Annotated in this window: 28 protein-coding genes and 1 tRNA gene; 12 read left to right on the top strand and 17 right to left on the bottom strand. The window is 53.8% G+C overall.

The features are described from left to right. The first annotated feature begins 60 nt into the window (after positions 1–60). Entirely contained in the window at positions 61–531 is a 471-nt protein-coding gene (gene dtd, locus OSC10802_RS0122670) for a D-aminoacyl-tRNA deacylase (RefSeq protein WP_017719058.1), read from the top strand. A gap of 184 nt (positions 532–715) precedes the next feature. Here dtd and mreD read toward each other — a convergent pair whose 3' ends face one another. From mreD to OSC10802_RS0122655, 3 genes are all read right to left on the bottom strand, one after another. Further along, the gene (gene mreD / locus OSC10802_RS0122665; protein ID WP_017719057.1) at positions 716–1261 is read right to left on the bottom strand and encodes a rod shape-determining protein MreD; all 546 of its coding nucleotides are present in this window, start codon (positions 1259–1261) and stop codon (positions 716–718) included. A gap of 4 nt (positions 1262–1265) precedes the next feature. Beyond that, on the bottom strand, positions 1266–2069 hold the full coding sequence (gene mreC, locus OSC10802_RS0122660) for a rod shape-determining protein MreC (protein ID WP_017719056.1): 804 nt from the start codon (positions 2067–2069) through the stop codon (positions 1266–1268). A 107-nt stretch (positions 2070–2176) separates the two neighbouring features. Next, complete coding sequence (locus OSC10802_RS0122655) at positions 2177–3184, bottom strand: rod shape-determining protein (protein ID WP_026098715.1); 1008 nt, start codon at positions 3182–3184, stop codon at positions 2177–2179. Positions 3185–3616: 432 nt separating this feature from the next. On the opposite strand from OSC10802_RS0122655, the gene OSC10802_RS0122650 reads away from it, so the two are divergent. From OSC10802_RS0122650 to OSC10802_RS0122635, 5 genes are all read left to right on the top strand, one after another. Further along, a complete protein-coding gene (locus OSC10802_RS0122650) occupies positions 3617–3997 on the top strand; it encodes a single-stranded DNA-binding protein (RefSeq protein WP_017719054.1) in 381 nt (126 codons plus the stop codon). Beyond that, positions 3972–4520, top strand: a complete 549-nt coding sequence (locus OSC10802_RS0122645; protein ID WP_232731728.1) for an EVE domain-containing protein — start codon at positions 3972–3974, stop codon at positions 4518–4520. Before OSC10802_RS0122650 ends, OSC10802_RS0122645 begins: the two co-directional genes overlap by 26 nt. A gap of 216 nt (positions 4521–4736) precedes the next feature. Next, positions 4737–4889: a hypothetical protein gene (locus OSC10802_RS50680; RefSeq protein ID WP_155968221.1), complete on the top strand. Its 153-nt coding sequence runs from the start codon at positions 4737–4739 to the stop codon at positions 4887–4889. A 4-nt stretch (positions 4890–4893) separates the two neighbouring features. After that, positions 4894–5691 carry a RecB family exonuclease gene (locus OSC10802_RS0122640; protein WP_017719052.1) on the top strand — a complete coding sequence of 266 codons (798 nt, stop codon included), beginning with the start codon at positions 4894–4896 and terminating at the stop codon, positions 5689–5691. Positions 5692–6068: 377 nt separating this feature from the next. Next, positions 6069–6713: an SRPBCC family protein gene (locus OSC10802_RS0122635; protein WP_017719051.1), complete on the top strand. Its 645-nt coding sequence runs from the start codon at positions 6069–6071 to the stop codon at positions 6711–6713. A gap of 116 nt (positions 6714–6829) precedes the next feature. Here OSC10802_RS0122635 and OSC10802_RS46505 read toward each other — a convergent pair whose 3' ends face one another. From OSC10802_RS46505 to OSC10802_RS0122615, 5 genes are all read right to left on the bottom strand, one after another. Further along, positions 6830–6934 carry a type II toxin-antitoxin system HicB family antitoxin gene (locus tag OSC10802_RS46505; protein WP_198525293.1) on the bottom strand — a complete coding sequence of 35 codons (105 nt, stop codon included), beginning with the start codon at positions 6932–6934 and terminating at the stop codon, positions 6830–6832. 204 nt (positions 6935–7138) lie between these two features. Next, positions 7139–7492, bottom strand: a complete 354-nt coding sequence (locus OSC10802_RS0122630; RefSeq protein ID WP_017719050.1) for a helix-turn-helix domain-containing transcriptional regulator — start codon at positions 7490–7492, stop codon at positions 7139–7141. Beyond that, positions 7485–7823 (bottom strand): type II toxin-antitoxin system RelE/ParE family toxin, encoded by a 339-nt coding sequence (locus tag OSC10802_RS0122625; RefSeq protein ID WP_017719049.1) that lies wholly within the window; start codon positions 7821–7823, stop codon positions 7485–7487. Before OSC10802_RS0122625 ends, OSC10802_RS0122630 begins: the two co-directional genes overlap by 8 nt. Before the next feature lie 139 nt (positions 7824–7962). After that, positions 7963–9021, bottom strand: coding sequence for an aromatic ring-hydroxylating dioxygenase subunit alpha (locus tag OSC10802_RS0122620; protein WP_017719048.1), 1059 nt, complete (start codon positions 9019–9021; stop codon positions 7963–7965). Between the two features lie 230 nt (positions 9022–9251). Further along, complete coding sequence (locus tag OSC10802_RS0122615) at positions 9252–11231, bottom strand: FAD-dependent oxidoreductase (protein WP_026098714.1); 1980 nt, start codon at positions 11229–11231, stop codon at positions 9252–9254. A gap of 26 nt (positions 11232–11257) precedes the next feature. On the opposite strand from OSC10802_RS0122615, the gene OSC10802_RS0122610 reads away from it, so the two are divergent. Together OSC10802_RS0122610 and OSC10802_RS0122605 are read left to right on the top strand one after the other, a co-directional pair. Then, complete coding sequence (locus OSC10802_RS0122610) at positions 11258–12031, top strand: ABC transporter permease (RefSeq protein ID WP_017719046.1); 774 nt, start codon at positions 11258–11260, stop codon at positions 12029–12031. A 208-nt stretch (positions 12032–12239) separates the two neighbouring features. Beyond that, positions 12240–13133 carry an ABC transporter ATP-binding protein gene (locus OSC10802_RS0122605; RefSeq protein ID WP_017719045.1) on the top strand — a complete coding sequence of 298 codons (894 nt, stop codon included), beginning with the start codon at positions 12240–12242 and terminating at the stop codon, positions 13131–13133. A 375-nt stretch (positions 13134–13508) separates the two neighbouring features. Here the strand turns inward: OSC10802_RS0122605 and fba are convergent, their stop codons facing one another. The 4 genes from fba to OSC10802_RS0122580 all read right to left on the bottom strand — a co-directional run bounded on the left by fba (position 13509) and on the right by OSC10802_RS0122580 (position 17960). After that, positions 13509–14591 (bottom strand): class II fructose-bisphosphate aldolase, encoded by a 1083-nt coding sequence (gene fba / locus OSC10802_RS0122595; RefSeq protein ID WP_026098713.1) that lies wholly within the window; start codon positions 14589–14591, stop codon positions 13509–13511. 268 nt (positions 14592–14859) lie between these two features. Continuing rightward, positions 14860–14931 (bottom strand) — tRNA-Lys (locus OSC10802_RS0122590). A 68-nt stretch (positions 14932–14999) separates the two neighbouring features. After that, positions 15000–15869 carry an aldose epimerase family protein gene (locus OSC10802_RS0122585; RefSeq protein WP_017719043.1) on the bottom strand — a complete coding sequence of 290 codons (870 nt, stop codon included), beginning with the start codon at positions 15867–15869 and terminating at the stop codon, positions 15000–15002. A gap of 162 nt (positions 15870–16031) precedes the next feature. Next, positions 16032–17960, bottom strand: coding sequence for a CapA family protein (locus OSC10802_RS0122580; RefSeq protein WP_026098712.1), 1929 nt, complete (start codon positions 17958–17960; stop codon positions 16032–16034). A gap of 247 nt (positions 17961–18207) precedes the next feature. On the opposite strand from OSC10802_RS0122580, the gene OSC10802_RS50675 reads away from it, so the two are divergent. From OSC10802_RS50675 to OSC10802_RS0122560, 3 genes are all read left to right on the top strand, one after another. Continuing rightward, entirely contained in the window at positions 18208–18471 is a 264-nt protein-coding gene (locus tag OSC10802_RS50675) for a hypothetical protein (protein WP_155968219.1), read from the top strand. A 316-nt stretch (positions 18472–18787) separates the two neighbouring features. Further along, positions 18788–18997 (top strand): hypothetical protein, encoded by a 210-nt coding sequence (locus tag OSC10802_RS0122570; protein WP_017719040.1) that lies wholly within the window; start codon positions 18788–18790, stop codon positions 18995–18997. A 521-nt stretch (positions 18998–19518) separates the two neighbouring features. Then, complete coding sequence (locus OSC10802_RS0122560; protein ID WP_017719038.1) at positions 19519–19983, top strand: hypothetical protein; 465 nt, start codon at positions 19519–19521, stop codon at positions 19981–19983. A gap of 261 nt (positions 19984–20244) precedes the next feature. On the opposite strand, the gene OSC10802_RS0122555 is transcribed toward OSC10802_RS0122560, so the two are convergent. Continuing rightward, positions 20245–20817 carry a Uma2 family endonuclease gene (locus OSC10802_RS0122555; protein WP_017719037.1) on the bottom strand — a complete coding sequence of 191 codons (573 nt, stop codon included), beginning with the start codon at positions 20815–20817 and terminating at the stop codon, positions 20245–20247. Positions 20818–21111: 294 nt separating this feature from the next. Then, positions 21112–21504: a hypothetical protein gene (locus OSC10802_RS41330; RefSeq protein WP_017719036.1), complete on the bottom strand. Its 393-nt coding sequence runs from the start codon at positions 21502–21504 to the stop codon at positions 21112–21114. A 53-nt stretch (positions 21505–21557) separates the two neighbouring features. On the opposite strand from OSC10802_RS41330, the gene OSC10802_RS50670 reads away from it, so the two are divergent. After that, a complete protein-coding gene (locus OSC10802_RS50670; RefSeq protein ID WP_052334325.1) occupies positions 21558–21998 on the top strand; it encodes a hypothetical protein in 441 nt (146 codons plus the stop codon). A 240-nt stretch (positions 21999–22238) separates the two neighbouring features. Here OSC10802_RS50670 and OSC10802_RS41320 read toward each other — a convergent pair whose 3' ends face one another. The 3 genes from OSC10802_RS41320 to OSC10802_RS41315 are packed head-to-tail and all read right to left on the bottom strand — an operon-like array spanning position 22239 to position 25174. Next, positions 22239–23288: a hypothetical protein gene (locus OSC10802_RS41320; protein WP_017719035.1), complete on the bottom strand. Its 1050-nt coding sequence runs from the start codon at positions 23286–23288 to the stop codon at positions 22239–22241. After that, on the bottom strand, positions 23288–23971 hold the full coding sequence (locus tag OSC10802_RS0122535; protein ID WP_017719034.1) for a tetratricopeptide repeat protein: 684 nt from the start codon (positions 23969–23971) through the stop codon (positions 23288–23290). Before OSC10802_RS0122535 ends, OSC10802_RS41320 begins: the two co-directional genes overlap by 1 nt. A gap of 15 nt (positions 23972–23986) precedes the next feature. Next, positions 23987–25174 carry a S1 family peptidase gene (locus tag OSC10802_RS41315; protein ID WP_017719033.1) on the bottom strand — a complete coding sequence of 396 codons (1188 nt, stop codon included), beginning with the start codon at positions 25172–25174 and terminating at the stop codon, positions 23987–23989. Between the last annotated feature and the right edge of the window lie 5 nt (positions 25175–25179).

Raw genomic sequence — 25179 nt, 5'->3', positions numbered from 1 at the left:
TGGCGGATTGACGAACAAAACCTAAAATCTAAAATCTAAAATCTAAAATCTAAATTCCCCATGCGAGTAGTTGTTCAGCGGGTTAAATCTTCTCAAGTTACGGTAGCGGGTCAAGTCGTTGGCAAAATTGGCCGGGGGCTGAACTTGCTGGTGGGAATTGCCGCCACAGATACAGAGGCAGAGCTGGACTGGATCGCTCGCAAGTGCTTGGAGCTGCGATTGTTTCCGGGGGATGCCGGTGGTGAGAGTCGCTGGGAGAAATCGGTTCAAGAAATCGGAGGTGAGCTGTTAGTGGTGAGCCAGTTCACCCTTTACGGCGACTGTAGAAAAGGCCGGCGGCCCTCTTTTGACAGCTCAGCGGCACCCGAAACCGCCAAACAGCTTTACGAACAATTCATCAGCAAATTGCGGCAGAGCGGTTTGCGGGTGGAAACCGGCTCTTTTGGAGCCATGATGCAAGTCAGTATCGAAAACGATGGTCCCGTTACCCTGCTGCTGGAGAGAGAGGCCAGCCCTATCAATTCTAAATGATTAGTGAGATCCTCTCTCTTCTATTTCCTAGGCGCTCTACCCTGCGGGAAGCTGCTGGCGCGTCTATGGCGTCTTGGCGGTTTATTAAAAAAATAATTTGTCACAAATCAATTCTAATTGCTCCCGAGTGCCGGTACCGCCGCAGGACAGGCGTCTCGCCTGTCCCCGGCGTCTCGCCTGAAGGTTAAGGGGACTCGAGGCTCTTGATCTGCTCCCACCAGCGATTGAGGGGAAAATAAACAACTGGTGCCCAGAGGCTGCTGAGGATGGCAGAGGAGAGGGCAATCAGCTGGTGGCGGGTCCAAATTTCAGCCAGGGTGTTATATCCGTGAAGGCTAAATTGAATAGCGGCTACCGTCTCGACCACCACAGTCATGCCAAACACGATCAGGGACACGGAAATAAAATCTTCCTGGACAAAGCGGTCTTTCTGCAAGCGAGCGGTCAAAATGCCGGCCAGAGCGAGGCTGAGGGCGTGGGTGGGGTGGGGAGCGGTCATGCCGTCAAGGAGCAGCCCCAAAGCCAGACCGGCTGCCGCTCCTTGAAAAGGTGTGCGCTTAACACTCCAAGCCACCACCCAGATTAACAGCCAGTTGGGGGCAATGCCGAGCAGTGTCATTCCGGGGAAGCGAGTTGGCAGCAGCAGCAAGCACAAGAACGCAGAGCCAACCGTTACCAGCGCATTGGCCAGCTGGCGGCTCTGGGAGTTCCAGCGAGACAGGTTGCTCAAAGGGTTAGTTCTGATTGCTGCTGTTTGTCTCATTTTGGCGCTGCTGTGGGGAGGTATCGATCTCAGGGATGGGCTTGTTTGGGGATACAACGACCCACTCCAGGGCGTTCACCGGCGCAGAAAGCTCTACGATCGCCTCAGGAGCGGGACTTTTGCTAAGATTCACTGATTCTATACGTCCGACGGGAATGCCGGGGAGAAACAGCTGAGAGACCGGCGAAGTGGCAACCACATCACCCTTGCGGACATCTGGAACTTTATCAAAAAACTCCATCACAGCTCGGTTGGCTCCCTGTCCCCGCATAAAACCCATGTTGCGGCTGCGGCTGACCGTCACCCCGACGCGAGAGGACGGGTCACTGATCAGCAGGACGCGGCTGGTGCGGTCTGTAACTGCGTCGACCAGACCGATTAAACCGCCCGGGCCGGTGACAATATAACCCTTCTTTATGCCCTCTTTCCTGCCGCGCCCCAAGATCGCTTGCTGCCACCAGTGGTCAGCAGACCGCCCCACCACGGGTGCGACGATGCCTTGGTCCCGATTGGCAGAAACGTAACCCAGTAGCTTTTTGAGCTCTTCGTTTTGCTTTTCCAGTTCGACTAACCGCTCGTCCTTTGCCAGCATGCGGGCTTTTTGCCGCTGTTCTTCTAGATTGGGACTCAAGTCGAAAGGACGGGTAACAGCCCGGAAGACCTCAAAGATAATTGAACCTTGGTTCTGCTGCACCGCGACAGCCGCACCGATGGCCATAACCGCCAGTGCAACTTGTAAGCCATGCCGATCCCACCAGCGACGCAATGTGTACATAATGGCTTGAAAATTTTCAGTTCTCAGTTGTGAGTGAGTTTGCCGGCTCGGAAGGCGGGACGTTGGAAATCGGTTTTTTTATGGAACACTCAAGACTCACGCACTGGTTACATATTTCGCGAGCGACCGCTAAACACGCGCTCGAGCTGTTTGAAGTTTTCCAGCACCCGACCTGTGCCGAGCACGACGCAGCTGAGCGGGTCAGCGGCGACGTGGGTGACAATGCCGGTTTCGTGGCTGATCAAGGTGTCTAGCCCCTTCAACAAAGCGCCGCCTCCCGCGAGCATTATACCCCGGTCGATGATGTCGGATGCCAGTTCAGGGGGGGTTCGCTCCAGGGTGCGCTTCACTGCTTCCACGATCACGGCCAGGGGTTCTGCCATGCTCTCGCGGATTTCTGGCCCTTTAATGGTGACGGTTCTGGGCAGCCCTGAGAGCAGGTGCAACCCGCGCACGTCCATACTGGCATCACCGTCATCTTGCGTTGGGTAGGCCGAACCGAGCTGAATTTTGATCTCCTCAGAGGTTCGCTCCCCAATCACCAGGTTGTGGACTTTTTTCATGTACTGGATGATGGCTTCGTTGAGTTCGTCTCCGGCGATGCGCACGGATTCGCTCAGGACTGTCCCTTGCAAGCTGAGGACGGCCACTTCTGTGGTGCCGCCGCCAATATCGACGATCAGGTTGCCGGTTGGCTCTGCCACCGGCAGCCCCGCACCAATGGCGGCAGCCACCGGCTCGTCGATCAGGTACACATCTCTAGCACCGGCCTGAGCGGCAGCTTCCATCACCGCCCGCCGCTCCACCCCTGTTACCCCTGACGGAATGCCGATCACAATCCGGGGGGAGACGAGGGTTCTGCCTTCATGCACCCGCCGGATAAAGTGCTTGAGCATCAGTTCGGCTGTGTCAAAATCGGCAATCACCCCATCGCGCAGGGGACGGAGGGCTATCACATTGCCGGGGGTGCGGCCTAGCATTTTTTTTGCGTCCTCTCCCACCGCCAGCGGCACTTTTTCGTTTTGGTCAATGGCCACTACAGAGGGCTCTTGGAGAACAATACCTTTACCGGACACGTAGACTAGGGTGTTGGCGGTACCGAGATCGATACCCATGTCCCGGGATAAAGAAATCCGATTGAAAAGACCCACAGGTTTTTACGCCCCCACAATCAAAAGCTTCTGTCTGCAACTATAGTGTAGCCGTGCTGGATTCTATTACGTTTTTTATCCAGAGTCCAGTCAGAGGGAGAAATTCACGCTCGCCCGACAGCACCCGGCAGCCACACCGTATAATCCTGGCAGCCTGCTGCCGAATCCGGCTATAATTAAGGCCTGCTTCAATTTGGCTGCCCTCGCACGCACGTCACTGCTCTCTCTGGCGAGGGCCTCAAGATGCCCTCCCTTCGTTCCGCCAGTAGCGCCCCGCCAGTTGGCGATCGGGGCCGACAAACACACCGATTGACCCCGGTGGGGGAACCTTCTGGGCACTTCCAGTCGCTATCCTAAGTATGATCAGTGCATCAGCACGAGGAACATCAAAGCATTATGAGTCTCAATGTTGTAAACTTGGTAGGCCGTGCGGGCAGAGACCCCGAAGTCAAATATTACGAGTCGGGTGCCGTTAGGTGCACACTCACCCTAGCAGTAGACCGCCGCACTCGTAACAGTGATGAGCCTGACTGGTTCAATTTGGAGCTTTGGGGCAAAACTGCAGAGATTGCTGGCAACTACGTCCGCAAGGGCAGTTTGATTGGAGTTCAAGGTTCCTTGAAGTTCGACCACTGGCAAGACCGCAACACGGGTGCCAAACGCTCGGCACCCGTGATTAAAGTTGACCGGCTCGATCTGCTCGGTTCCAAACGAGATTCTGACCCCAGTACGGTGAATTATAGTAGCGGCGGTGGCTACAGCGGCGGGGAGTTCTAACTTTTTACTGTTGGGCGTGCCAGCCCCTGCCCTACCTGACCCGCAAATCGACCGGCGTCAAACCGCCCAGCAGTTCTGTCACACTTTACCCCCCCACACTCGGAAACACTCACCGATGGCTTATTGGCTATTAAAAAGTGAGCCGCAGGATTATCCCTATGCCCAGCTGGAAACTGATGGCAGGGGAATTTGGGATGGTGTGCGCAATCCGCTGGCCCTCAAGCACCTGCGGGCGACGCTCCCTGGCGATTTGGCGCTCTTTTACCACACCGGCACTCAGCGCCAGGTGGTTGCTATTGCTGAGCTGATCTCCCCACCCTACCCCGATCCCCAGCTCAACGATCCCAAACGGGTGGTGGTCGATGTCCGACCGGTGCGCCCCCTCCCCCACCCTGTCACCCTCACCCAGATTAAGGCAGATGGCCATTTTGAAGGCTTCGACTTGCTCCGCCTCTCTCGCCTTTCTGTGATGCCGGTTTCTCCTGAACACTGGCGGCGAATTCTCTTTCTGGCCGGTGAGTGAGTTTTTATCATTGAACCGCCATAGACGCGCCAGCGGCTTCCCGTAGGGCAGACGCCAAGGTCGCCACGAGAAGAAGGGAGAAAAATCAGGGTGTACCTAATATAGCAACAGACAGCTCAGTAATGGACATCATCGTCCGAGGGAACGCCTGTCCTACGAGTTATCGACGTAGGGCAGGCGTCCCGCCTGCCCTCAAGGTCTAATGTCCTCATCTAAGTGGCTACTGCTATATCACCTAAAAGCATCTGTGTCAAGGGTCGGGACATAAATTTTCTGGCTGGGAACTGTGCCGGCATCCCCTTTTGTGCCGGTGGGCTTTTAGAATTGTCTGTATCAGACAAGTTCTGGCGGCGTTCCAGACGCCGGTGAGATTATGCCTTACCCGCTATCAGCTACCAAACTGCTGGAATACCAGCGGTGTCCGCAAGCCTATTATTTCCGCTACGAGCGCGGGATTGAGCCGCCTAGCTTCTCGACGAGGGCTGATGCCCTGGGAACGGCTCTGCACCACGCTTTGGCTAAGATTTACTGGGAGTGGCACTATTTGGAGGCCAAACCAGGGAGAGATTGGATTGACTTCTGCTGGAGCCAGCAGCAGACAAAGCTGGATGATTCCCAAATCTATGAGGGTCAGGCAATTCTCCGTTTCTATTATAGCCGTTTTATTGCCAGTCTGCCGGATCTCCACAAACCGGTGGCTGTGGAAGGGAAAATTCAAGGAAGTCTGCCGGTGGAGAATCTGGAGTTCTCTCTCAAGGGGCGCTACGACCGGCTCGATTGGCTGGATGACGGTCTGGAGTTGATTGACTATAAATCTAATAAGGTGGTCAAGCTACCCGATCCAGATAGGGTTGACCTGCAACTTGGCTTGTACTATCTGGCGCTGGAACAGAAATACGGGCAAAGTCTGAAGCACCTGAGTTTAATCTATTTGCGCACCGGCGAAAAATTCACCTTTGACGCCAGCCCCGAACACAAGGAAATGGCGGAGGAAACTATCACTGAAATTGCCCTGCGGCTGCGGGAGGAGTGCGACTGGGAACCGGCACCGGGCCAGCAATGCGCCAAATGTTATTATGCCCGCTATTGCCCAGCTGTTCAAGATGATCCGCACCCCATGCCGGCTGATGCTAAGCCTCTGAAAGCCTTGCAGCTGGTGCTGGATTTTTAGAGAGTGTTTATACAGAAAAGTGAAAAATGTTTGTAGTTGGGCTTTAGCCCGACCCGTTTGTAGTTGGGCTTTAGCCCGACCCGTTTGTAGTTGGGCTTTAGCCCAAAGGTTTGTAGTTGGGCTTTAGCCCAAAGGTTTGTAGTTGGGCTTTAGCCCAACCGGCTCGCCCGCAGTGGGTAAATTTTCTTATGTGGCGGTGTGCGCAGTTCCGAAGCGACTGCCTCCTTTGTGTGAAAAGCAGCATTATTAGCGTAACAGTTGCAGGTGGGTTCCCTAAGAGGGAACCCACCCTACTTCTGAGTTTTTAGCTGCAGGGGTCTGGCGCTGCGCACTTTATTATTATAAGCTAAAAGCTGAAAACTGACAACTGACAGCTGATGAATATGGTCAACCGCTGGCGAACAGGTTTAATTGCGGGGTGCTTGTCCGCTTTGGCTGGGATAGCGACAGTGCCGGCAGTGCCGGTGAGGGCAGGTCTTTTTGATGGCCCTGTTGACCGGCTGCCGGTGGAAGAACGTGTCGCTTTGCGCAATGGCAAGACTGTTGTCACCGGCGTTGAAGGGAACTATGTGGGCAAGGTGTTGGTGGCGGCAACGCCAGATGTGGTTTGGTCGGTGCTGACGGATTACCCGAATTTTCCTAAGTTTCTGCCGAATGTTGTTTCCACTCAAATCGTGGAAGCGAATGGCAATCGCAAGGTTGTGGAGCAAGTTAGCGAGCGACAGATATTTCTGGTGAGTGTGACTTCGCGGGTGCGCACCGAGAATACCGAAACAGAGAAACAGCGGATTGATTTTCGCTTGGTGGATGGGGATTTAAAAGAGTTGCAAGGTTTCTGGCTCATTGAGCCGGTTTCTGAGATTCCAGGGAAAGAGCCGGCACAGGTGCTGATTACGCAAGAGGTGCAGGCTAAACCGAAGGGCGGAACTCCTGAGGGGATGTTCTATGATATATTTAAAGGTGCGATTGAGGGCAACTTAAAGGCGATTAAGAAGGAGGTCAATAAGCGCTCGGCGAAGTGATGCCTGCCGTGCCGGTGGGCAAGAAAGTCTCTATGCCTTAGTAGGGTGCGTTCCGCTTTGGGGAACGCACCCTACGCTCTCTCATCCCCCTCTTATTTCAAACAGAGTTCAATAACTTATTTGATATTGGCGATCAACTCATCAATCGTTTCTCCTTGGCTGTAACAGCCTTTGAGCTGAGGAACTTCCCCAACATAATCCCCATCTTCATCCCGTTCAATGATAACGGAAAACTATTGCTTGGTGACATTAATTCTTCTACTTCTCTACAAAAAAGACATTTTAACCGATTTAGCCGGCAGATTTGGTTGGGGGAGATGCGACGGCGAAGCTTAACCAGCGATTGCAAATTATTCAGAGGACTGGATGTCACACCGGCAGCGGAGGAGTGCCGGTGGGGATGCAGCGGGGAACAGCCGGCTGTCTCAGCCAACTGTTACCTCAGAGGGTTCCGCAGCTTCTGCAGGACTTTCCTGTTCCTCCTCACAAACAGTAACAGTTAGCTTTAAGCCCAGAGCGTTCAGCCACTCTCCCAGACTGTAAATGGCATCACTTCCTTTTTTAGAGAGCACCTCATCTAACTTTTCCAGGTGCTGCTTAGCTTCCTCTTCAGACAGACTTGGCTGGCCCATTGCCTCTAATACATCTTTTAGGGCTACTTCGAGCAGTTCAGGCTCTGGATCTTTTTCTTCCAAAATAGCCGTAATATAACCGGCTGACTCTTTGGGTTCTTTGAGATATGAAATCAGAAAGGGATGGTAAGGTAAACTTTTAGCCATTTTCTTCACTCCTGTAGTCTGTCCAGTATTCCTGAGCTTTGCGGATGTCTTGCATTTGAGTGCTTTTATCCCCGCCACAGAGAAGAAGCACTATTGCTGTTCCTATTTGTCCAAAATAGACGCGATATCCTGGGCCACAGTCAATTCTAAATTCACAGACTCCTTCCCCGACTGAGCGATAGTCTCCCAAATTGCCGAGACTAGCTCGTCTCAGCCTCGCATTGATTTTGCGTTGGGCGCTGGCATCCCGGAGGGAATAAAACCACTCATCGAAAGGAACTCTGCCATCTTGGGCAATGTAACGTTGAATTTCCCTGGGTTGTGTTGCCATAATTTTATTCTAGCTGCTTTCCCAATGATAAGGGCGATGCGGCAGCACAGACGAGACGCCAGACGCCTTGAGGACGTAGGACAGGCGTCCCGCCTGATCCCGCCTGTCCCCGCCTGTCCCCACCTGTCCCTGAATATATTCAGTTTGAGTGCATATTTGCCTGACTCCTGATCAACCGCTGCACGCTCACCAGCGCCCGATTCAACTCATAATTCCGCCGATCAGGATTCTCCAAATACGCCTGCTGCTCCTCCTCAATCATCACCACATCCTGGCGCACCAAACCGTCCAGCAATTTCTGCGCCGAACCAAACAAACTGTCTTTCAGAAACCGGCGAAACCCCACCGGCAGCTTGTGCAGTCGCCAAAACGCATTCAGTGAGGTAAAATGGATAAGATAAGCACGAGTCTCCCTCTCGCTCACCGGACAAATCAGGCAGTAAATCTTGAAATCCTTCCCCAAGGTTGACATCCAGTGCGGGTAAATGTAGCTGACATCCAAGGGTTCCGGGTGCAGCCGGCGCAGCGCCGGAAAGAACAGCTGCGTGATTGACCAAATCCTGTCAATCCTGTAATAGCTTTGCGCCTGATAGTGGGCGTCCACGCGACTGCCGTCTTCGTGGATATCTTGCAGCACCGGCTCCGCCCAAGCTTGCCAATCCTGGTGCAAATGCCCGTGATACATATCCATCAGGTTCTCAACCAGATAGGAATAGTGGGCTTTGCAGCTAATCGCTGACACCGTAGCGATATAATTGAGGTGATCCCACTCCGGTACGCCCAGTGGCGCAACCAAATCAGCACCGGCATCCCCAGGAAACAGCCAGATAAAACCGTCTCGCTCCCGCACCGGTACGGCGCGAATATTGCAGCTGGGCAATTTCTGGTTTTCTTCGAGATAGGGAACTTCCGCGCACTCGCCACTTGACTTAAACTTCCATCCGTGGTAAGCGCATTCCAATTCATCCCCCTTGACGCAACCGTGACTGAGTTTAACCTGCCGGTGAGGGCAGCGATCTTCCAAGGCGTGAGCAGTGCCGGTGCTGTCTCGAAACAAAACAACCGGCTGATTCCACAGCACGACGCCCACCGGCTGGGCTTTCACCTCAGCGCTGCGAGCGACAGCATACCAGTGATTCAAATTAATCCCCAGCTGGCGGATATCGCGCTGCTGGGTGAGTGCGTCAGAAGAAAACATGAGCTTAGCAACCTTTACGACAGTGAAAATTAAAACTTAATATCCCGGCGAATGGAATTCGTGGCTACACAAACTTTCGTCCGCCTGCGCGGACTAAAAAAGAGTAAAATTCTTAAAACCCGCGCAGGCGGGTTTTGTTTGTATAGCCGCGATTTCAATCGCCTGGAGCTTAAGTTGACACCGATGACAACCGTTCGCCCCTACTGCGCGGTTACATCTGCGGTTTCATATCAAATCTGCAAGATACCCTCTGGATTAACCGACAGAAGCGTTCGCCGCTGCAACCCCTCGCGGTGGAGAATTTCATTCGCCGCCAGCAACCCGCTGCTGACTGCCCTTTCCATCAAACCGCAGGGAAAGGGCATCTTCACCCAGTCACCGGCAAACATGAGATTGGGGGTGCCGGTGCTGGTTGCCGGTCGATCTGCATAGCTTCCGGGCGGATACCCAGAGAAATTCTTTTGGTTCACCAGTTCCCGGTGCAGCATATTCGCTTCTTTCAGCGCCGGCACAATCTCGTACAGCTCCTCCTCAAACGTCGCCAGTAAGGTTTCCTGTGTGGGAAATTCCTTCTCTTTATAGCAGTAAGCGTGCAACTCCACCACGCTGCCGCCGGTTTTTTTGTGCCACTCGATAAATTGCTCCTGAATCCGGTGGTAAAGCGTGATGCTGTCTGTGAGCCGGTAGCCTGATATCGAGGTAAACCAGCTTTGCTCCCACTCAAAATCGCGGTCAAACCAGAAGCGAGCAACGGCAAATGGATCTGCAATCGCTAATTTTTCCACCTGTGCGCGCACACCGGCTACTTCGCCCGTCATCCGCTTAAACAGCTGTTGGGCACCGGGCACGTCGGTGGCAAAAACGTAGTAATCCGCCCTCATTGTCTCCCCTATTTCTCCTTCCTCGCTAGCAGCGAGTGCTGGGGTGGGGTTGCTCGCCGGGATCAGCTGCAACTCGTCTGAGTGCCGCTCAACCACTTTGAAGCGCGGTAAATCCCGCTCTGCCGGCCCTCTCACCAGCTTGCCAGAAGCGTCGAAAACCGCACCGTGGCAGGGACAGTGAAATTGGCCATCCGCTCTCACGCCGACAGTGCAGCCCTGGTGGGTGCAGGTGAGGGAAATGGCTTCCTTCCCCCCATCCGCAACCGCGAAAACTTCATCACCGGCACCGTAATATTGTAGAGACGGGACATCTGGCGTCTCGGCTTCCAGTGCCGGGTTGCGCTTCACCCAAAAGGGAGTTAAATTGCCGGCACTGCCGGTGTAGTAGCTCAGGGAGTCAATCTGCCCGTCGCGCCAGTCAATGTTGCTCACCGTCGCGCCGGTAACAATCTTGCCACCGGCACCTTGAATTGCCCGAGCCACTGGCTGCACCAGAGACGTGCCCATATCCTGGCGCGTGCCATTAAACGCCAGCCCCTCGGGATTGCCAAAAAAATAGAAGTGGAAAAACTGCATCAGCTCCCCCACACTCATCCGGTCTGGCGCATTTAGGCTAGACTTAGCAAAGGGTAGAAAATACAAATCATACAGCCCTTGGGGGAAATCCCGCTCAACCCATTCGGCAACCGAGATATTGTCGAGGCGCTGGAAACTCTTCTGGGGGTGAAAGCCGGTAATCGCCCGAAATACTTGCCAGTGTGCCGGTTTGGTGAGGTTAATTCCCCAGCGCAGCCGGTTGGGGGATGCTACCGCCAAGTCAACGATATTCCAGGGAAACGCTGAACTGCTGGGGCGAAACACCTCTGGCTGGTACTTGTTCTCCCGGAAGATAACCGAGTAGAACTTGAGATCGACAAAATTTTCCGCGATCCCCAGTTCCGCCACTAGGCTCTTGAGGTTGTAATATTGGGGGAAAAAGCCGTGGAAGCCATGCTCCATCATAAACCGCTCACCGGCAACTTCGATAGGCCAGCTGGCGATTTTGCCCCCCAGCTGGGGTGCCTTTTCCAGCAGCGTCACAGTGAAACCCCGCTGGCTGAGTTCATAAGCGCAAGCCAGCCCAGCCAGCCCGCCCCCAATAACAGCAACGCTGATTGGGCGGTTGGCAAAGCGGGGCAAATCCAGGGTGTCTTGCTGAAAAACCGCTGGCTGGGGTTTGGTGAACCGGGAGTATCCCAGCAACCCGCCGGCGGCACCGACACCAAACATTTTAAATAGAGTGCGTCGGGAGATTGATTGCGAAAGCGCGTACCGTGATAATTGACTCATGAACTAATCAGCTAACTCCTCACACGATGAAATACTGGCGTGAAACCATAGCAGTAGCGCAGCGCATCCTGATTGAACTGTTGCGGCGGCGGCGCAGCCTGATTTTTTGGTGTATTTTTCCAATTTCTGTCCTGTTGCTGAACGGGTTTATTTTGGCAGAACGCGCCAAGCTGTCAGTGGATAAGGCTTTTGAAAGCGCCGCACCTTCCACTTTAGTGGGTGCCGCGCTATTTTTCAGCTGTCTGGGTGGCAGCGTAGCCACCGTGGTGGCTGAGCGAGAGCAGCAAACCCTCAAGCGCCTGTTTATCTCCCCTCTCAGTGGCACGTCGTACTTTTTAGGGATTTTTCTGGCTCACAGCTGCATTGGCATCGGTCAAGCGCTCCTGATATACACAATCGCGGCATTTTGGCAAGCCCAGTTTCAGGGCTCTCTCCTGCTGGGAGGGCTGATCATATTACTCAGTATAATTTCTTATGTGGGTGTGGGTTTTGTTTTGGGTACGCAATTTGCCCGCCGCACTGAGGATGTGAACGCCTTGGTGGCGGCGTTTGGGGTGCCCCTGCTGATTCTGGGGGGTGCGTTTCTGCCGGCGTCACTGTTTCCTAAGACGCTGCTGGAAATTGCTCGGTTCAATCCCATCTACCACATGAATGAGGCGCTGCTGGGGGTGGCTGCCGGTGGCAAGGAGTTGGCGGATATTGAGTCCCACTTCTCGTTTTTGTGCTGGTTCGCTGTGTTTATGGTTGCCGGTGGGTGGCTCTCCTACCGGCGCATGTTGAGCGCTGAAAGGAGGCTGTAGCTTTTTTCATCTAAGTGAGGTTCTGAGAAACCCGGTTTCTTAAAGAAACCGGGTTTCTGGCGCGCACTTCATCCAACTGAAAACCGCAATATAAGCAGAGCAACAGCATTGTGCAGAGCGAGGCAGAGCCTCCCAACAGGCGTTCCCAGGCGGCAGCCTGGAAACGAGAGACAACGAGAGACAACAACTAACCACTAACAACTTCTTCATGCTGCGAATTGAAAAACTGTGGAAGTCTTACGAAGAGCGACAAGTCCTTCAGAATTTGTCGCTGCAGATTCAGGCGGGCGAGATTTACGGATTGCTGGGCCCGAATGGGGCGGGAAAGACGACAACTATCAATATTCTCTGCAATTTGCTTCAGGCGGATGGCGGCAAAATCACTATCAACGATCAGCCCCTGTCTAAGGCGACCAAATCGCTACTTGGTGTCGCGCCGCAGGAGAATTTGCTCTATAAAAGTTTGTCTTGTGAGGAAAATCTCAATTTTTATGCTAAAATATATGGTTTGAATGGCAAGCGCCGGCAGGAACAGGTGCGGGCTTGTCTGGAGGCTGTTGGGTTGGCAGATAGGGCGAAAAGTCCGGTGGAAACGCTCAGCGGGGGGATGCAGCGCCGGCTGAATATCGCAGTGGCGCTGGTGCACCAGCCAAAGTTAGTGATTTTGGACGAACCGACGACTGGGTTGGATATTGAAGCGCGTTACGAGATTTGGGATTTAATCCGCCGGCTGAAAAGTCAGGGAATTACGGTCCTGCTGACCACTCATTTATTAGATGAAGCGGAGCGCCTCTGTCAGCGAATTGGGATTCTCAAACGAGGTCGGATTGTGGCTGAGGGGAGTTTGGAGGAGTTGCGGAAAAGGATTCCAGCGGCGGAAATTGTGGTGGTGCAAACGCCGGATGAAGAGGCTGCTATTGCGCGGGCGCGTCAGTATGGATTCGCTCACCGGCGCTATGGGAGCGATCTGGCTTTTTGGCTGCCAAAAGTGCTGGAATTGAAGGAAGTGATCGCCTGTTTTGATGGGGTGCCTCTGGATTCTATTTCTCGGATGCCGGTGCGTTTGGAGCATATCTATGTGGAGGTGACGCTAGGAGGTTGAGAAACCGTAATAAACGGAAGAAACCGGGTTTCTCAATCAAGCTTTCGGGTAGGATGCAAACGCTGTTCCAGAAACCCGGTTTCTGGCGTAAGAAACCGGGTTTCTGAATAAAATTTTTGGGTAGGATGCAAACGCTGTTCCAGAAACCCGGTTTCTGGTGGGGGGCTGAGAAACCTGAAGAAACCGGGTTTCTTAATCAAGCTTTCGGGTAGGATGCAAACGCTGTTCCAGAAACCCGGTTTCTGGCGCGGCTGACAAAAAACCGGGCAGCTTCTCAGCCACCCGGTAATTGATTTGAGATTTTAGATTTTTTAGATTAGCCCTCCCCCCCAAACTTCGGGGGGGGAAAGGAGAGTGCGGGCGTCCAAAATTGGATTAGACAGCCACAGTCACCTTCTGAGTCACGACTTTCAGCTCGCCCTTGGCGTACTTGGCGGCATACTCATCCAGAGACACTTGCTTGATCTTGCTGGCATTGCCGGCGGTGCCAAACTGCTGGTAGCGATCGGCGCACACCTTTTGCATGTACTTGATAGACGGCTTGAGGAAGTGACGGGGGTCAAATTCCTTGGCATCTTTGGCCAGGGCTTCCCGCACTGCAGCGGTGATCGCCAGACGGTTGTCGGTGTCGATATTCACCTTGCGCACGCCGCTTTGAATGCCTTTTTGGATTTCTTCGACCGGCACGCCGTAGGTTTCGGGGATAGCGCCGCCGTACTGGTTAATCAGAGCGATCAGGTCTTCCGGCACAGAGGAGGAACCGTGCATCACCAAGTGGGTGTTGGGCAAGCGGCGGTGAATTTCTTCGATGCGGCTGATGGCCAGGATTTCGCCGGTCGGCTTGCGGGTGAATTTGTAAGCGCCGTGGCTGGTGCCGATGGCCACTGCCAGAGCGTCCACTTGGGTTTGCTCCACGAAGTCAACGGCTTGGTCGGGATCGGTGAGCAGTTGGGAGTGATCCAGCTTGCCTTCAAAACCGTGACCGTCTTCTGCTTCACCCATGCCGGTTTCCAGAGAACCCAGGCAGCCCAGTTCGCCTTCAACGCTAGCGCCGACTGCGTGGGCGACTTTCACCACTTCGCTGGTGACTCTGACGTTGTACTCGTAGCTGGCGGGAGACTTGGCGTCGGCTTCCAGGGAGCCGTCCATCATCACGCTGGTGAAACCGTTGCGAATGGCAGAGTAGCAGGTGGCCGGTTCATTGCCATGATCTTGGTGCATGACAATGGGGATGTGGGGGTAGGTTTCTACCGCAGCCAGAATCAGGTGGCGCAGGAAGTTTTCGCCCGCATACTTGCGAGCGCCACGGGAAGCTTGCAGGATAACGGGGCTGTTGGTTTCATGGGCAGCCTGCATGATGGCTTGGATCTGCTCCATGTTGTTAACGTTGTAAGCAGGAATGCCGTAGCCGTTCTCAGCCGCGTGATCCAGCAGCAGCCGCATAGGTACAAGCGCCATAGATGATCCTCCTAAGTTCTTGGTGTTTGTCAGCCAGTTGGGTCTGGACAAGCCGAATTCTTAGGATAATCTTAAGATATTTTTCGACGCTTAGCGCACTGTCTCTAAAAATAAAATTTCTTATTAGGGGTTAGGGGTTAGGGGTTAGGGGTTAGGGGTTAGGGGTTAGGGGGTCAGCGATCGTTGACCCAATGCCCGGTGCCCCATGCCCCATGCCCTATGGCCGGTGCCCCATGCGCCATCCGCCATGCCCAGTGCCCTTTAAATATGGGTCGCCCGGGATTCGAACCCGGAACTAATCGGTTAAAAGCCGAGTACTCTACCTTTGAGTTAGCGACCCTGGTGCGTTTGTGTTCCGCACACAATTAAACATAGTAGCACCTGTACTGGGAAGCGTCAAGGGGTTTTTTAAAAAAATTTTGCGCTGATCCGCACTAGGGTCTGGAGAGTGGCCCCTGGTTGCAAGCGAATCAGGTGCATGCCGGTGTTGAGGGCGTTGCGGGGGGCGGTCCAGGGTTCCAGGCAGTAGAAGTCTCTGTCCCGGAGCGTCCAGAAGACCACAGTGGCGTAGAGGGAGTTGTAGCTGAGGGTGAGGCGCAACCGGCGGCTGTGGTCGGTGACAGTGGCCGCCAAGCCGGTCAGCTGGCAAAAGGCGAAATCAATTTCGTCCTCACTGAAGTCAAAGCTGCCGGTGAAGGGATGGGTGTTTTGGGTTCTTTGATTGGTGTACTGGACCGCCGGGATCTCAAACTGCAGCTGGCTCTTGTCGGGAGCCAAAAAGTAGGGGTGCAAGCCGGTGGAAAAGGGCATCGGCTCCGCTGCTCGATTGGTGTAGCGCTGGACAATTTCCAAAACGTTGCCCTTGAGCTCGTAGCTGAAGGCCAGTTTGAAGTCAAATGGGTAAACGGCGCGCGTGATGTCGTTGCTTTCCAGAACCAGAGTGATGCCGGCGCACTCTTGCGTCACCTGTGAGCTGACTTCCCAGGGCAGATCGCGGGCGAAGCCGTGCTGTTTGAGTTTGTGCGTCTGGCCATTGTGAGTGTAGGTGCTGTCTGGCAAATTGCCGCAGATAGGAAACAGAATCGGAATTCCACCCCGGACGCTCAACTCTGGGTGGGCAAACCGCTCTCGGTCCATGTAGAGGATGTCCCGACCCTGTACCGTCCAGCCGGTGATGATCCCACCCCGCTCTGGAACGACCTCCAGCACTGACTCAGCTGCCGAGTCGGTGAGCAAGTAGGTTTTGTATTGCTGCTGTTTGACTGAGATCGCAAACACAGTGGTTAGTGGTTAGTGGTTAGTGGTTAGTGGTTGGTGGCGGCGGCGACGGGAGCACCGGGCAGCGGGCATCAGGCAGTGGGAATAGGCCCAGGGGGGGATGCTTGCTTGTTGCTTCTTCCGATGGCCGATTCCCCATGCCCCATGCCCTGACAGCCCAGTCTATGCTAGCACCGGCAGTTGAATCGCCTTATAGCGGCCAGTGTGCCTAACACTGGACACTGTAAAGGATGGGGACGGAGTGGCTGGCAGCTGGCTCTGGTGTGCTGGCTGTGGGGGGGGGGTGGGCAAGGGTTCTTTAATAAACGATTCCTTGGTAAAGGGGTGACTCTTACCTTCCCCTGCAGGGCCAGATTGCGGTGACGAGTCACCCTCTTTCCCATTCTGGGGCTGTTGAGCGTCCTTTAAGTTGTTTTTCAGAATCAGATCCGGGGGGAACACCGGCATTTGGATCTGCTGGGTGTCGGACGGCACCGGACTCTCAGCCGGCGCGGCGAAAGAGGGAGATGCCGGTGACGCCTCAGGGGGAGCGGCTGTGTCCGCTGACTGGCGGCGAGTGTTGAGGATCGCCGGTGATTTCATAGGCCGGTCGAAGATGTTGGAAATCTCCTGAATGTGGTTGAGAATGCTCTCCCCGCGTTCGCCCTTCACCACCTTTGGCTGGTACTGCCTCACCTCCACCGGCAGGAACTCCACTTTCATTGTTCTCCCTTTGAGAGACACCTTCAACACCGCCGTGTCGCAGTCGCTGCGGGAATTGCCGCCGAAGATAAAGTTCCCCAGCGAGTAGGCAATCGGTCGCCCCTTGTAAATTTCCGCACCCTGCAACACATGGGGGTGGTGGCCAACTACCACGTCCGCCCCTTGGTCAATGGTGAACTGAGCCAATTTTCTCTGCCAGTCTTCTGGATATTCTGCCAGCTCCACACCCCAGTGATAATTGACAATAATCCAGTCTACCTGATTGCGAATCGCCTTTATATCCTCGGCGATCTGATCTTTGATCGGGGGATTCGTGCCGGCTGCCCCAATGTCTGCGGGGTGAAAATTGGGGTCATAATAACCCAGGTAGGCAATCCGCTGCCCCTTGACCTCGATAATTTCTGGGCGTCGGGCTTCTTTGAGGTCCCGACCTGCTCCCACGTAGCGAATCCCAGCCTTGTCGAGGGTTTCCAGGGTTTCCTTGAGTCCCTCCGCCTCATAGTCCATCGTGTGATTGTTGGCCAGGTTGACGATGTCCACACCTCCGGCGGCCAGCACCTCGACGGATTTCGGATCGGGTTTGAAATTCAACCCTTTCCCGGGTCGCATTGTGGTGGCACCGGTGAGGGGATTTTCCAGGTTGACCATCGCCACATCTGCTTTGCGGTACTCCTCCAGCTGGGAGAAGGCCCATTTGTAATCGCTGCCGGCCACATCTGCAAACGAGTCCGAGAGGGTGACATCCCCAGCAAACATCAGAGTCACCTCCGGGTCATCGGGGTTAATCGCCGGATTGAGGTACTTCACCGGCACTGTTTCCAAAGCCGCCTTAACTTCTTTGGGGCGAATCGGATGGGTCAGTATAGTCGCCGCCGGTGAGGGGATGGGTGCCGAAGCCAGTTTGGCAGACAGGGTGCTGCGGGAAGTAAACCAATAGCCCAGGATAAAGGATGTTACTGCTGTCCCCACTACCAGCAGGGTGCGCAACATTTTAAAAGTGTCCCCGGAAGCCAGTGAGAGCCTGTGGGCCCGCTTTGGCTGCACCGGCACCTTAGGGCGCTGCTGGTTGGCAGGGGTGACAATGCGGACTGACTGCTTCCAGAGAATATCTGAGTGTCCAGCCAGACGGGCCATGATGCTCACGCCGTCTATAACGTCTGAGTTGAGCCTCCAAATCTGGTGGCAGATGGATTTGACGATGGTTTCGCGCGATTGCCCCTGTTGCAACTCCACTAAGATTTGCAGGCATCCCGCCCGAGCGTCTTCTACGCGGGCGATGATCCCTTGGGGCAGCAGGTGGGTGTTAATCCAGTAGGCAAGCGCTCGGTAATTGCCCCCCCGCGCTAAATCCACTACGGACGGTTCCAAAACACCGTACATACTCGTCATCCTGTTCGCTCCTCCACACGCGCTAAGCTTGCAACTGCAATCAAATTGAAGTTTATCTCAGTTTTCTGCTGCCGGAACGCATTGCCCTCAGGGCAGTTCTGCGGAATTTCTCATCCTTTGGAAAGCCGAGAGCAGTCTTCGTGATATTCCCAGCACCAGGACGTTGCACATTGCACCGGATCTTTGAACCCCACCCCCCAACCCCCTCCCCGAAAAGCGGGGAGGGGGAGAAAGAGATGGGGTTTTGGTGAAATCATCTTATCTTGCTGCAACGCCCGCACCAGTCCCCAACTCCACGCCGCTGGAACCTCTGCCCGCTCCGCTCGCTCGCAGGGACGCTGCCGGCCCATGCTGGACAGGCGGGCTTTTGACCGGACAGGCGTCCCGCCTGTCCTACGTCCGCCCCAGAGGGGGCTTCAAAGGAGGGCCGGCAAAAGCCCAGCGCCATTTGTCTTGGCCACCGGCCCCTCTCGCCCCAGTCACGCCGGCAGCCCTGCCAGCGAATTTATAAAGTTTGTGTGAACTTTCGCCAAACCTTTACAGGATAAGCTTTCCAGGTCTTTGGTGGCCAGGGTGAGCCTGAGAGCTGAAACTCTAACTCTCAAAGACGCCCACAGGTCTTAAGGTTTTCTTTATAAATCTGCTCTCAGAGAAGCCATCGCAGCCCGTTTCCGCTTACTCAGTACCGGTGCAATTTGTCAGTGATTTTTATCACCTTCACTGAGTCTTTACGATCGCGGTGCCGGCGGATCTAGATCGGTGCGCTAGCGCGAAAAATGGTGAATAGTAAAGACGGGAGCTAACACGCATTGGATGCTTGAGGTGTTATGATTCGCACCCTGGTACAGTCTGCATTTACAACGGGTTGCCTCAGCGTCGAGTCTGAGGGACTGATTCGCCAGGTACTCGCCGTCAGGGGGTATCGCTCAGAAGATGTAGAGGCGCTGGCTACCCTTTGCCAAGCCGTCAATGCCGGTTTCATTCAGCGCGAAGGGCGCGGGGCAGTGTTTGAGGCTCCCCGTCCACTGTGCGTGTAAGCTGTTACGCTTTTAATATGCTTATTGAAAAAACAGGCAGAGGCTCCAGAGGCGCGCTGACATTAAAAGCTGGGGAACAAGAGATAGAGGTGAATAGCATAAATTAAATGCGCAATAGCTTAATTGCACTCAATCGCGGGTTCATCTGGAAGAAAGGATGGCTGGCAAGGCAGCCCTGCGGGCTGGCCACTTCGCGGATCCCGATCTGGCGCAGCGGCAGTCATGCCGGTGTGAGCGCAGATCTGATGTCTCCCAACTGGGTGCGAGAGCCGGTTTGTGAGCGGACGCATCCTTAACGCCGAACCGAGTCCGTTTGCCGTTGGGCTAATGCCCAAAAGTTCGCAGTTGGGCTAATGCCCAAAGGTTCGCAGTTGGGCTAATGCCCAACCGAAACCATGCCATTAACAGCGAAAAATGAAAATTCCCCCCCCATTCCCCCACCCCCACAAACCGGCATCGGGACGCACCGGCAGAAATGGTAGGATGAGCGGGTGACTTAATTACTAAGCGGAAAGATTTCGATGGCAACTGCGATCTCCTATCCCAATGCGCCAGATTTGTCTGCGGATGACTATCTGGCTGTTGGCTTGGCCACTTGCTTTATCAAAGAAGATGGCGAAGTCCATCAAGTGAAAGTTGTGGAGCCTATCCCTTCGGCAGCTCTGGAAGCGATTGTGAAAGGCATTCCCACGTCTTATCAAATGGTTTGCGGCACCACCCTGGGGGCGGTGCTAGCCGGCGACACCCCGCAACTGCCGGCTGACTTCCCAGCGGAAGCGCAATTTTGCGATGAGTTTTCCTTCCGCGCTCTCTCCGCCGCACGCACTTACAAGAGCCGGCCTCAAGCTCAATCTCACGTTCCTCTGGGAAGCAAGCGCGATGATTTTAATTACTCTTTGGAACGCAAGCGGGTGCTGAATTCTCAGCGGATTGTGAGAGTGGAAGATAATGTGAAGCAGCACGAGTACACCCACAAGGTTCTCTAAGTAGGGGCGGGTTAACCCGAGATGTTTTCTGGTAGTGAAGGATATCTGTAAACCCGCCCTTATACTGTGCCGGTTCTGCCCTCCCCCCCCTCAGGGAGGGTTAATCTTTTCTTGAAATAATATTGGGGATTTAAGGGAAGCCGGGATTAGGGGATTTGGGGATGTTTTTAGGGAATTTCCTTCGTTCCGGGGCGGAATTGCCCGCCCCTACAGGCTCTACCTCCTTTCGACGGCATGCAGCATTATTTGCCTAACCGCTTATCACACAATTCCGGGAACTTTTTGATAGATTGAGGCAATCGGACACCTAAAGTCCACACCGGCAAAGTAAACTTCATCGCCGGTTCCGTAAGTTTGAGAAACCCACATCCCCGACTCGTTGAGGCGAAAACACTCAACTTTCATCTCGGTTTGGCTGACTAGCACATATTCCCGCAGGGTTGATAGGGTTTGGTAGTCGGCAAATTTGTCGCCTCTGTCAAAAGCGGCTGTGGAGGGAGATAGCACCTCAATGACTAAGGAGGGGTACAGGATAAAGTCTTCAGTCGAGCTTGTATCCCGCTCGTCACAAGTCACAGACACATCTGGATAGTAATAGCAATTTGCTGCCTCTAGCCGGACTTTCATATCTGAGGGCAAGACGAGGCAAGGCGTATCCATGAGATGATTTCCCAGCAACCTTACTAAATTCCCACCAATAATGACATGGGGTTTCTTTGCGCCCACCATTGCGTAGACGTGCCCGCGCCGGTACTCATGTTTGATGGGACTTACCCGCTCACCTTCTAGGTAATCTTCTGGGGAGATGTAGAACTTATTTGGGGTGGCAATCATTTGGGAATGCTCCGGATTACTAGATTTTGCTTTATTATACCATACTTTTCGGATTTCGGTTGCGGGAGCATCCCGTTATGGGAGTGGCAAATCAGGGTTTTACTGATTTTATAGCAATAAACAGTCAGTTTAGGACAGGGCATCTCACTTAGGAGTAGGGATAGGGACAGGCGAGACGCCTGTCCTACGTCCTAACCTAAGTAGCTACTGCTATAATATGATGGGAGATTCGGTACTGTAATGAGAGGAAATTGAGGCAGGGGAAGAGATGAATCTTACCCTGCTTGTCGCTATCTAATTATTCCCGGGGGCAATGTCTGCAGCCCGCGCAGCATCAACCAATTGAGAGAGGATTTCTCGAATCGCGATCAGTTCTGGAGGCGGGGTCTTCAGAAATTCCGCACGGCTGGCTTTAATGAAAGCGTTATAAGCGGCAACCGCTGCTAATAATCTCTTTGGATCGACTTTATCTCCTCGAAAAAGTCCCAGTAAGCTTTTGGCTAATTGCAGAACAATTGTTTCCTCAGATCCCCCTTTTGCTAAAGCACTCAGCAGTGGGTTTAGGCGGGGATCTCCAAACAAGGACTTGTTTGTCGGATCGCCGGTTAAAAGAAGCGCTAATTGCGCCTGAACAGATTGTGGGATATCATTGCCGCCAGAGGTTGAGGTGGGGTTGCTATCTCCCAAATTTGGACTGGGTGAGACTGAAATCGGAGAGCCCCCAACCCCCGTAAAGTTGGATGATCCTCCTGTTTCCACTGGGGGAGCCTCTGGAGGAGTTGGTGCGGGTGTCGGTGTTGGCTGTGGGGATGGCTGTGGGGTTTCCTGTTGGGTTTCCTCTGGGAATGCCGGTGGGGGTATCAGTTGAATTTCCTGTGGGAGTGGCGGTGGGGGTATCAGTTGAATTTCCTGTGGGAGTAGCGGTGGGGGTATTACTGAGGGTTCCGATTCCACTGAGATTGTCGGTGAGGTGGGTTCCCCCGGTGGGAATAGTACTGGGGGTATCGGTTCTGAACTGGGAGTTGGACTGGGAGTTGGGCGGGGAGTTGGGCGGGGAGTTGGGCTGGGAGTTGGGCTGGGAGTTGGACTGGGAGTTGGGCGAGGAGTTGGGCGGGGAGCTGGACTGGGACTGGGACTGGGACTGGGACTGGGACTGGGACTGGGAGTTGGTTCAGGCATGATATCTGAACCATTAGTACCACAATCTGAACAATTCGACTCTCCCCAACCTGGGAATGGCGGTGCTGTCAGCAGGATCACAGAGGCACCGGCAAACCCCAAACTTAAACTCAATGCAATACTTTGAACCTTCATAACTGTAGTGGAGTCAACCTGCTTGTAAATAGAACAAAACCTGGAATCCGCACTTAGCCTGAATGCGAAACCGGGTTTACTGTCCGAGAGAAACCCGGTTGCTAAGACTAAAAACCGAAAGAATAGCTATAACCGACACTCAGCCTGAACCGGGCACCATCTCCAGCATTGCCGGTAATGTCCTCAAAACTGGGCGTGACGACAAGCGGAACGTTCCGGAAGGGAACGACAGAAACGCCTAAGGCCAAATCTTGCCCCGTCCATTCAGCGATTGCAGAAACTGGTCTGGCTACGCGCACAGCCACACTGCCAAACACATTGATAGCGCTGACGTCATTTTGGAAGTCTTCTTCAGAGCGAAACCGACCATTTCCCAATCCCAAGGAGACTGTGATTCGGCTGAAGGGTTCTGCAGTATTTTGTTTCAGCCGGAAAATTTTGCTGACAACACCGTAAGCGCTGGTTCCTGCATCGGTATAACCCCAGACAATAGCATTTTCGATGCCGGCTGCGACGGCAAAATCTTCTGGCAGCTGCCGGTGGACTTTAAAACTGATGGCACCGCGCTTCGCAAAACCGTCATCGTCGCTTCTATTGTTGAACAGGTCGAGAACTGTAACTGTTGTTTGCAAACCCACGCTATTTTGAGGATCTCCCAAACCAAACCCTGCCGAAATGCCCCCATCCGACGAGTCACTAGAGCGGGTTCGGCCTTGAAAACTAGCTCCTGCGAAAGTTTGACCCCGCCGGCTACCGAAACCCGTAGGTGTGATCAGACTCGATCCCGGTGCCACACCAGGAGTTACCCTTCGCCTTTTTTGGGGAACTGGAATTTCTATGCTGGGTGGCAAGGGAAGTAGCCACTGCTGTTCGAGATTCCTTCTTTCCTGGGGCGAAATGGGTTCGGGAAGGGGAGGCTCTACAGGAGTCACCTGTTGCGCTACCGGCGAGCCGGTGTCTGCGAGTTGCAGCGCAACGCCTTCATTCTCAAAAGTGTGGGGTATATTGGCCAAATTGGTATCCTCTTCCAGGACTTCCCCTGCAGAAGAAGTTGGAGCTAGAGGAGTGATGGGGTTGGCACCACCGGCTGTGCTGTGCAGAACCCCAATGCCCAAGATGGAGCTAACAATGAAAATCCGGCTTAGCTCTGGTTTCACTACTTCTTGCCTCCCAACCCTGACTGAGAGTCATCTAGCTGTTCTATCTGTTTGAGGATTTCTATAACTTCCTGAGTTTCCTGAGCGTCCGGATTAATTTCCAGTGCCTTTTCAAAGGCGGCTCGGGCTTCTTGATAGCGGTTTTCTGCAACCAGCGTCAATCCGCGCGCCGCCCAAGCAGCTGCGTCTTTACTGTTGTTTTCAATCGCTTGGTCGAAGCTAGAGAGCGCGTCTTGGCGTCGCATCATGCCAAAGAATGCAAAGGCTCGCCGGTGCCAAGCGCTAGCATCGTCTGGCTTAATTTCAAGCGCTCTGTCTAAGGCTTCCGGTGCTTGCTGACTGTCTTGTAAGATTTTCCCAAGCACCTCGCCTCGTTGCAGGAAAGCAGTGTACAAGTTGGGCTGAATCTGAATCGCCCTGTCATAAGCAGCCGCCGCTTCGTCCAGGCGTCCCATTTTCGCGAGCGCCTCGCCTTGGTGAATCCAGGCATACGGATAATTACCATTGATTGACAGCGACTTTTCAAAAGATTTGAAAGCCTGTTCAGTAGCGCCATTTTTCAGGAGCGCTAGCCCGCGCAAATCCCAGGCCACAAAGTCCTGTTCTTTAACCTCTTCTTTGACCTGAATCACTTTTTCAAAGGCTGCTATGGCTTCGGGGTATCGCTCCAATTTGGACAGCATCAAGCCTTTGTAACGTCAGACAGTCGCATAAAAGTCCAGCTTGGCTGCCAGCGCCTTCTTGGTCTGATAGTCATCGGTTTCTGGAGCATTTTTGTACTCTTGAAGCGCCCCCTCGTAGTTAAACAGCTCAAGGGTTCGCTCGTAAGATTCAATCGCGGCGTCTAACTTGCCCAAGTCAGCCTGCACGTTCCCTCGCGCGTACCACGCTTGATAGAACTTCGGCGCTTGTTCAACGGCTTTATCATAAGCAGCGACGGCGGTTTCCATCAATTTTACCGCTCGCGGGTTGCCGGCGTCATTATAAAGGCTAGATAGCCGCCAAAGTTCATTGCCATAATTCACCCACGCCCTGGCGTCGTCAGCTGTTTTATCTGCCGGCGGCTGGGGGATCAAAGATTCCACGGAAGCAATTATTTCTGACTCTGTTAATTTGACAGGAGGGGTATTTTCTTTGGTGAGTTGCAGCGCTATCCCTTGCTGCGGGGCCAGAGTCAGGAAGGTTTTGATCGGGATACCCATACTATACCCCAACCTGACGCGGAAATTATTTGTCCCCGCCTCAGTTTCCGAGATTTTTTCTCCTTCTGACTGTCCGTGAATCCCAATCAATCGCCCATTTACATCTAAAATGGGCCCGCCACTCATTCCCGGATAAGTAATGGAGGTGTACAGCAGTTCATACCCCTGATCCAGAGATTTTTTGGCCAGCGCCGGCGCGAGGGTTTCATCTATGCGCAGCCCCGGATTAAACACCCGCCGCTCTCCAGCTGGCCACCCAGACACAAAAACGACGTCTGATTTCCCAAATTGCGAGAGCAGGTCATAATCACCTAAAGTTGCCACTCGGTAATCTCGCTCACTGGTGAACTGCAAGAGTGCTAAGTCAACCCCTGGCAGTTTTTTAACCGTACTGTAGTCCAGTTTATATTCGCTGCCATCACTGGGCTTTATCCCATATTCAGTCTCGGTTTTTTCCACCACATGATAAGCAGTCAGGACGTAGTAAGTGTTGCCCTCTCTGGCAATAATCACTCCCGAACCAGAGCTAGACCGCGCATCTTTGCGCTCGATTAAAACCGTAATTTGCTGGGACAGATTTTCCAGCTCTTTTGCTGTTAAGGCAAAGGCCATTTGAGGGCTAATGATGGCGGCAGTTGCTGCCGCCCCAATCAGCGCTGCTGGAAGTCCATAGGGAAATCTCATAATTG

The sequence above is a fragment of the Kamptonema formosum PCC 10802 genome, assembly GCF_000332335.1.
In the GTDB taxonomy this organism is placed as follows: domain Bacteria; phylum Cyanobacteriota; class Cyanobacteriia; order Cyanobacteriales; family Oscillatoriaceae; genus Oscillatoria.
The sequence above is the reverse complement of the archived record's forward strand: the minus strand, read 5'-3'. Positions and strand labels throughout refer to the sequence as shown.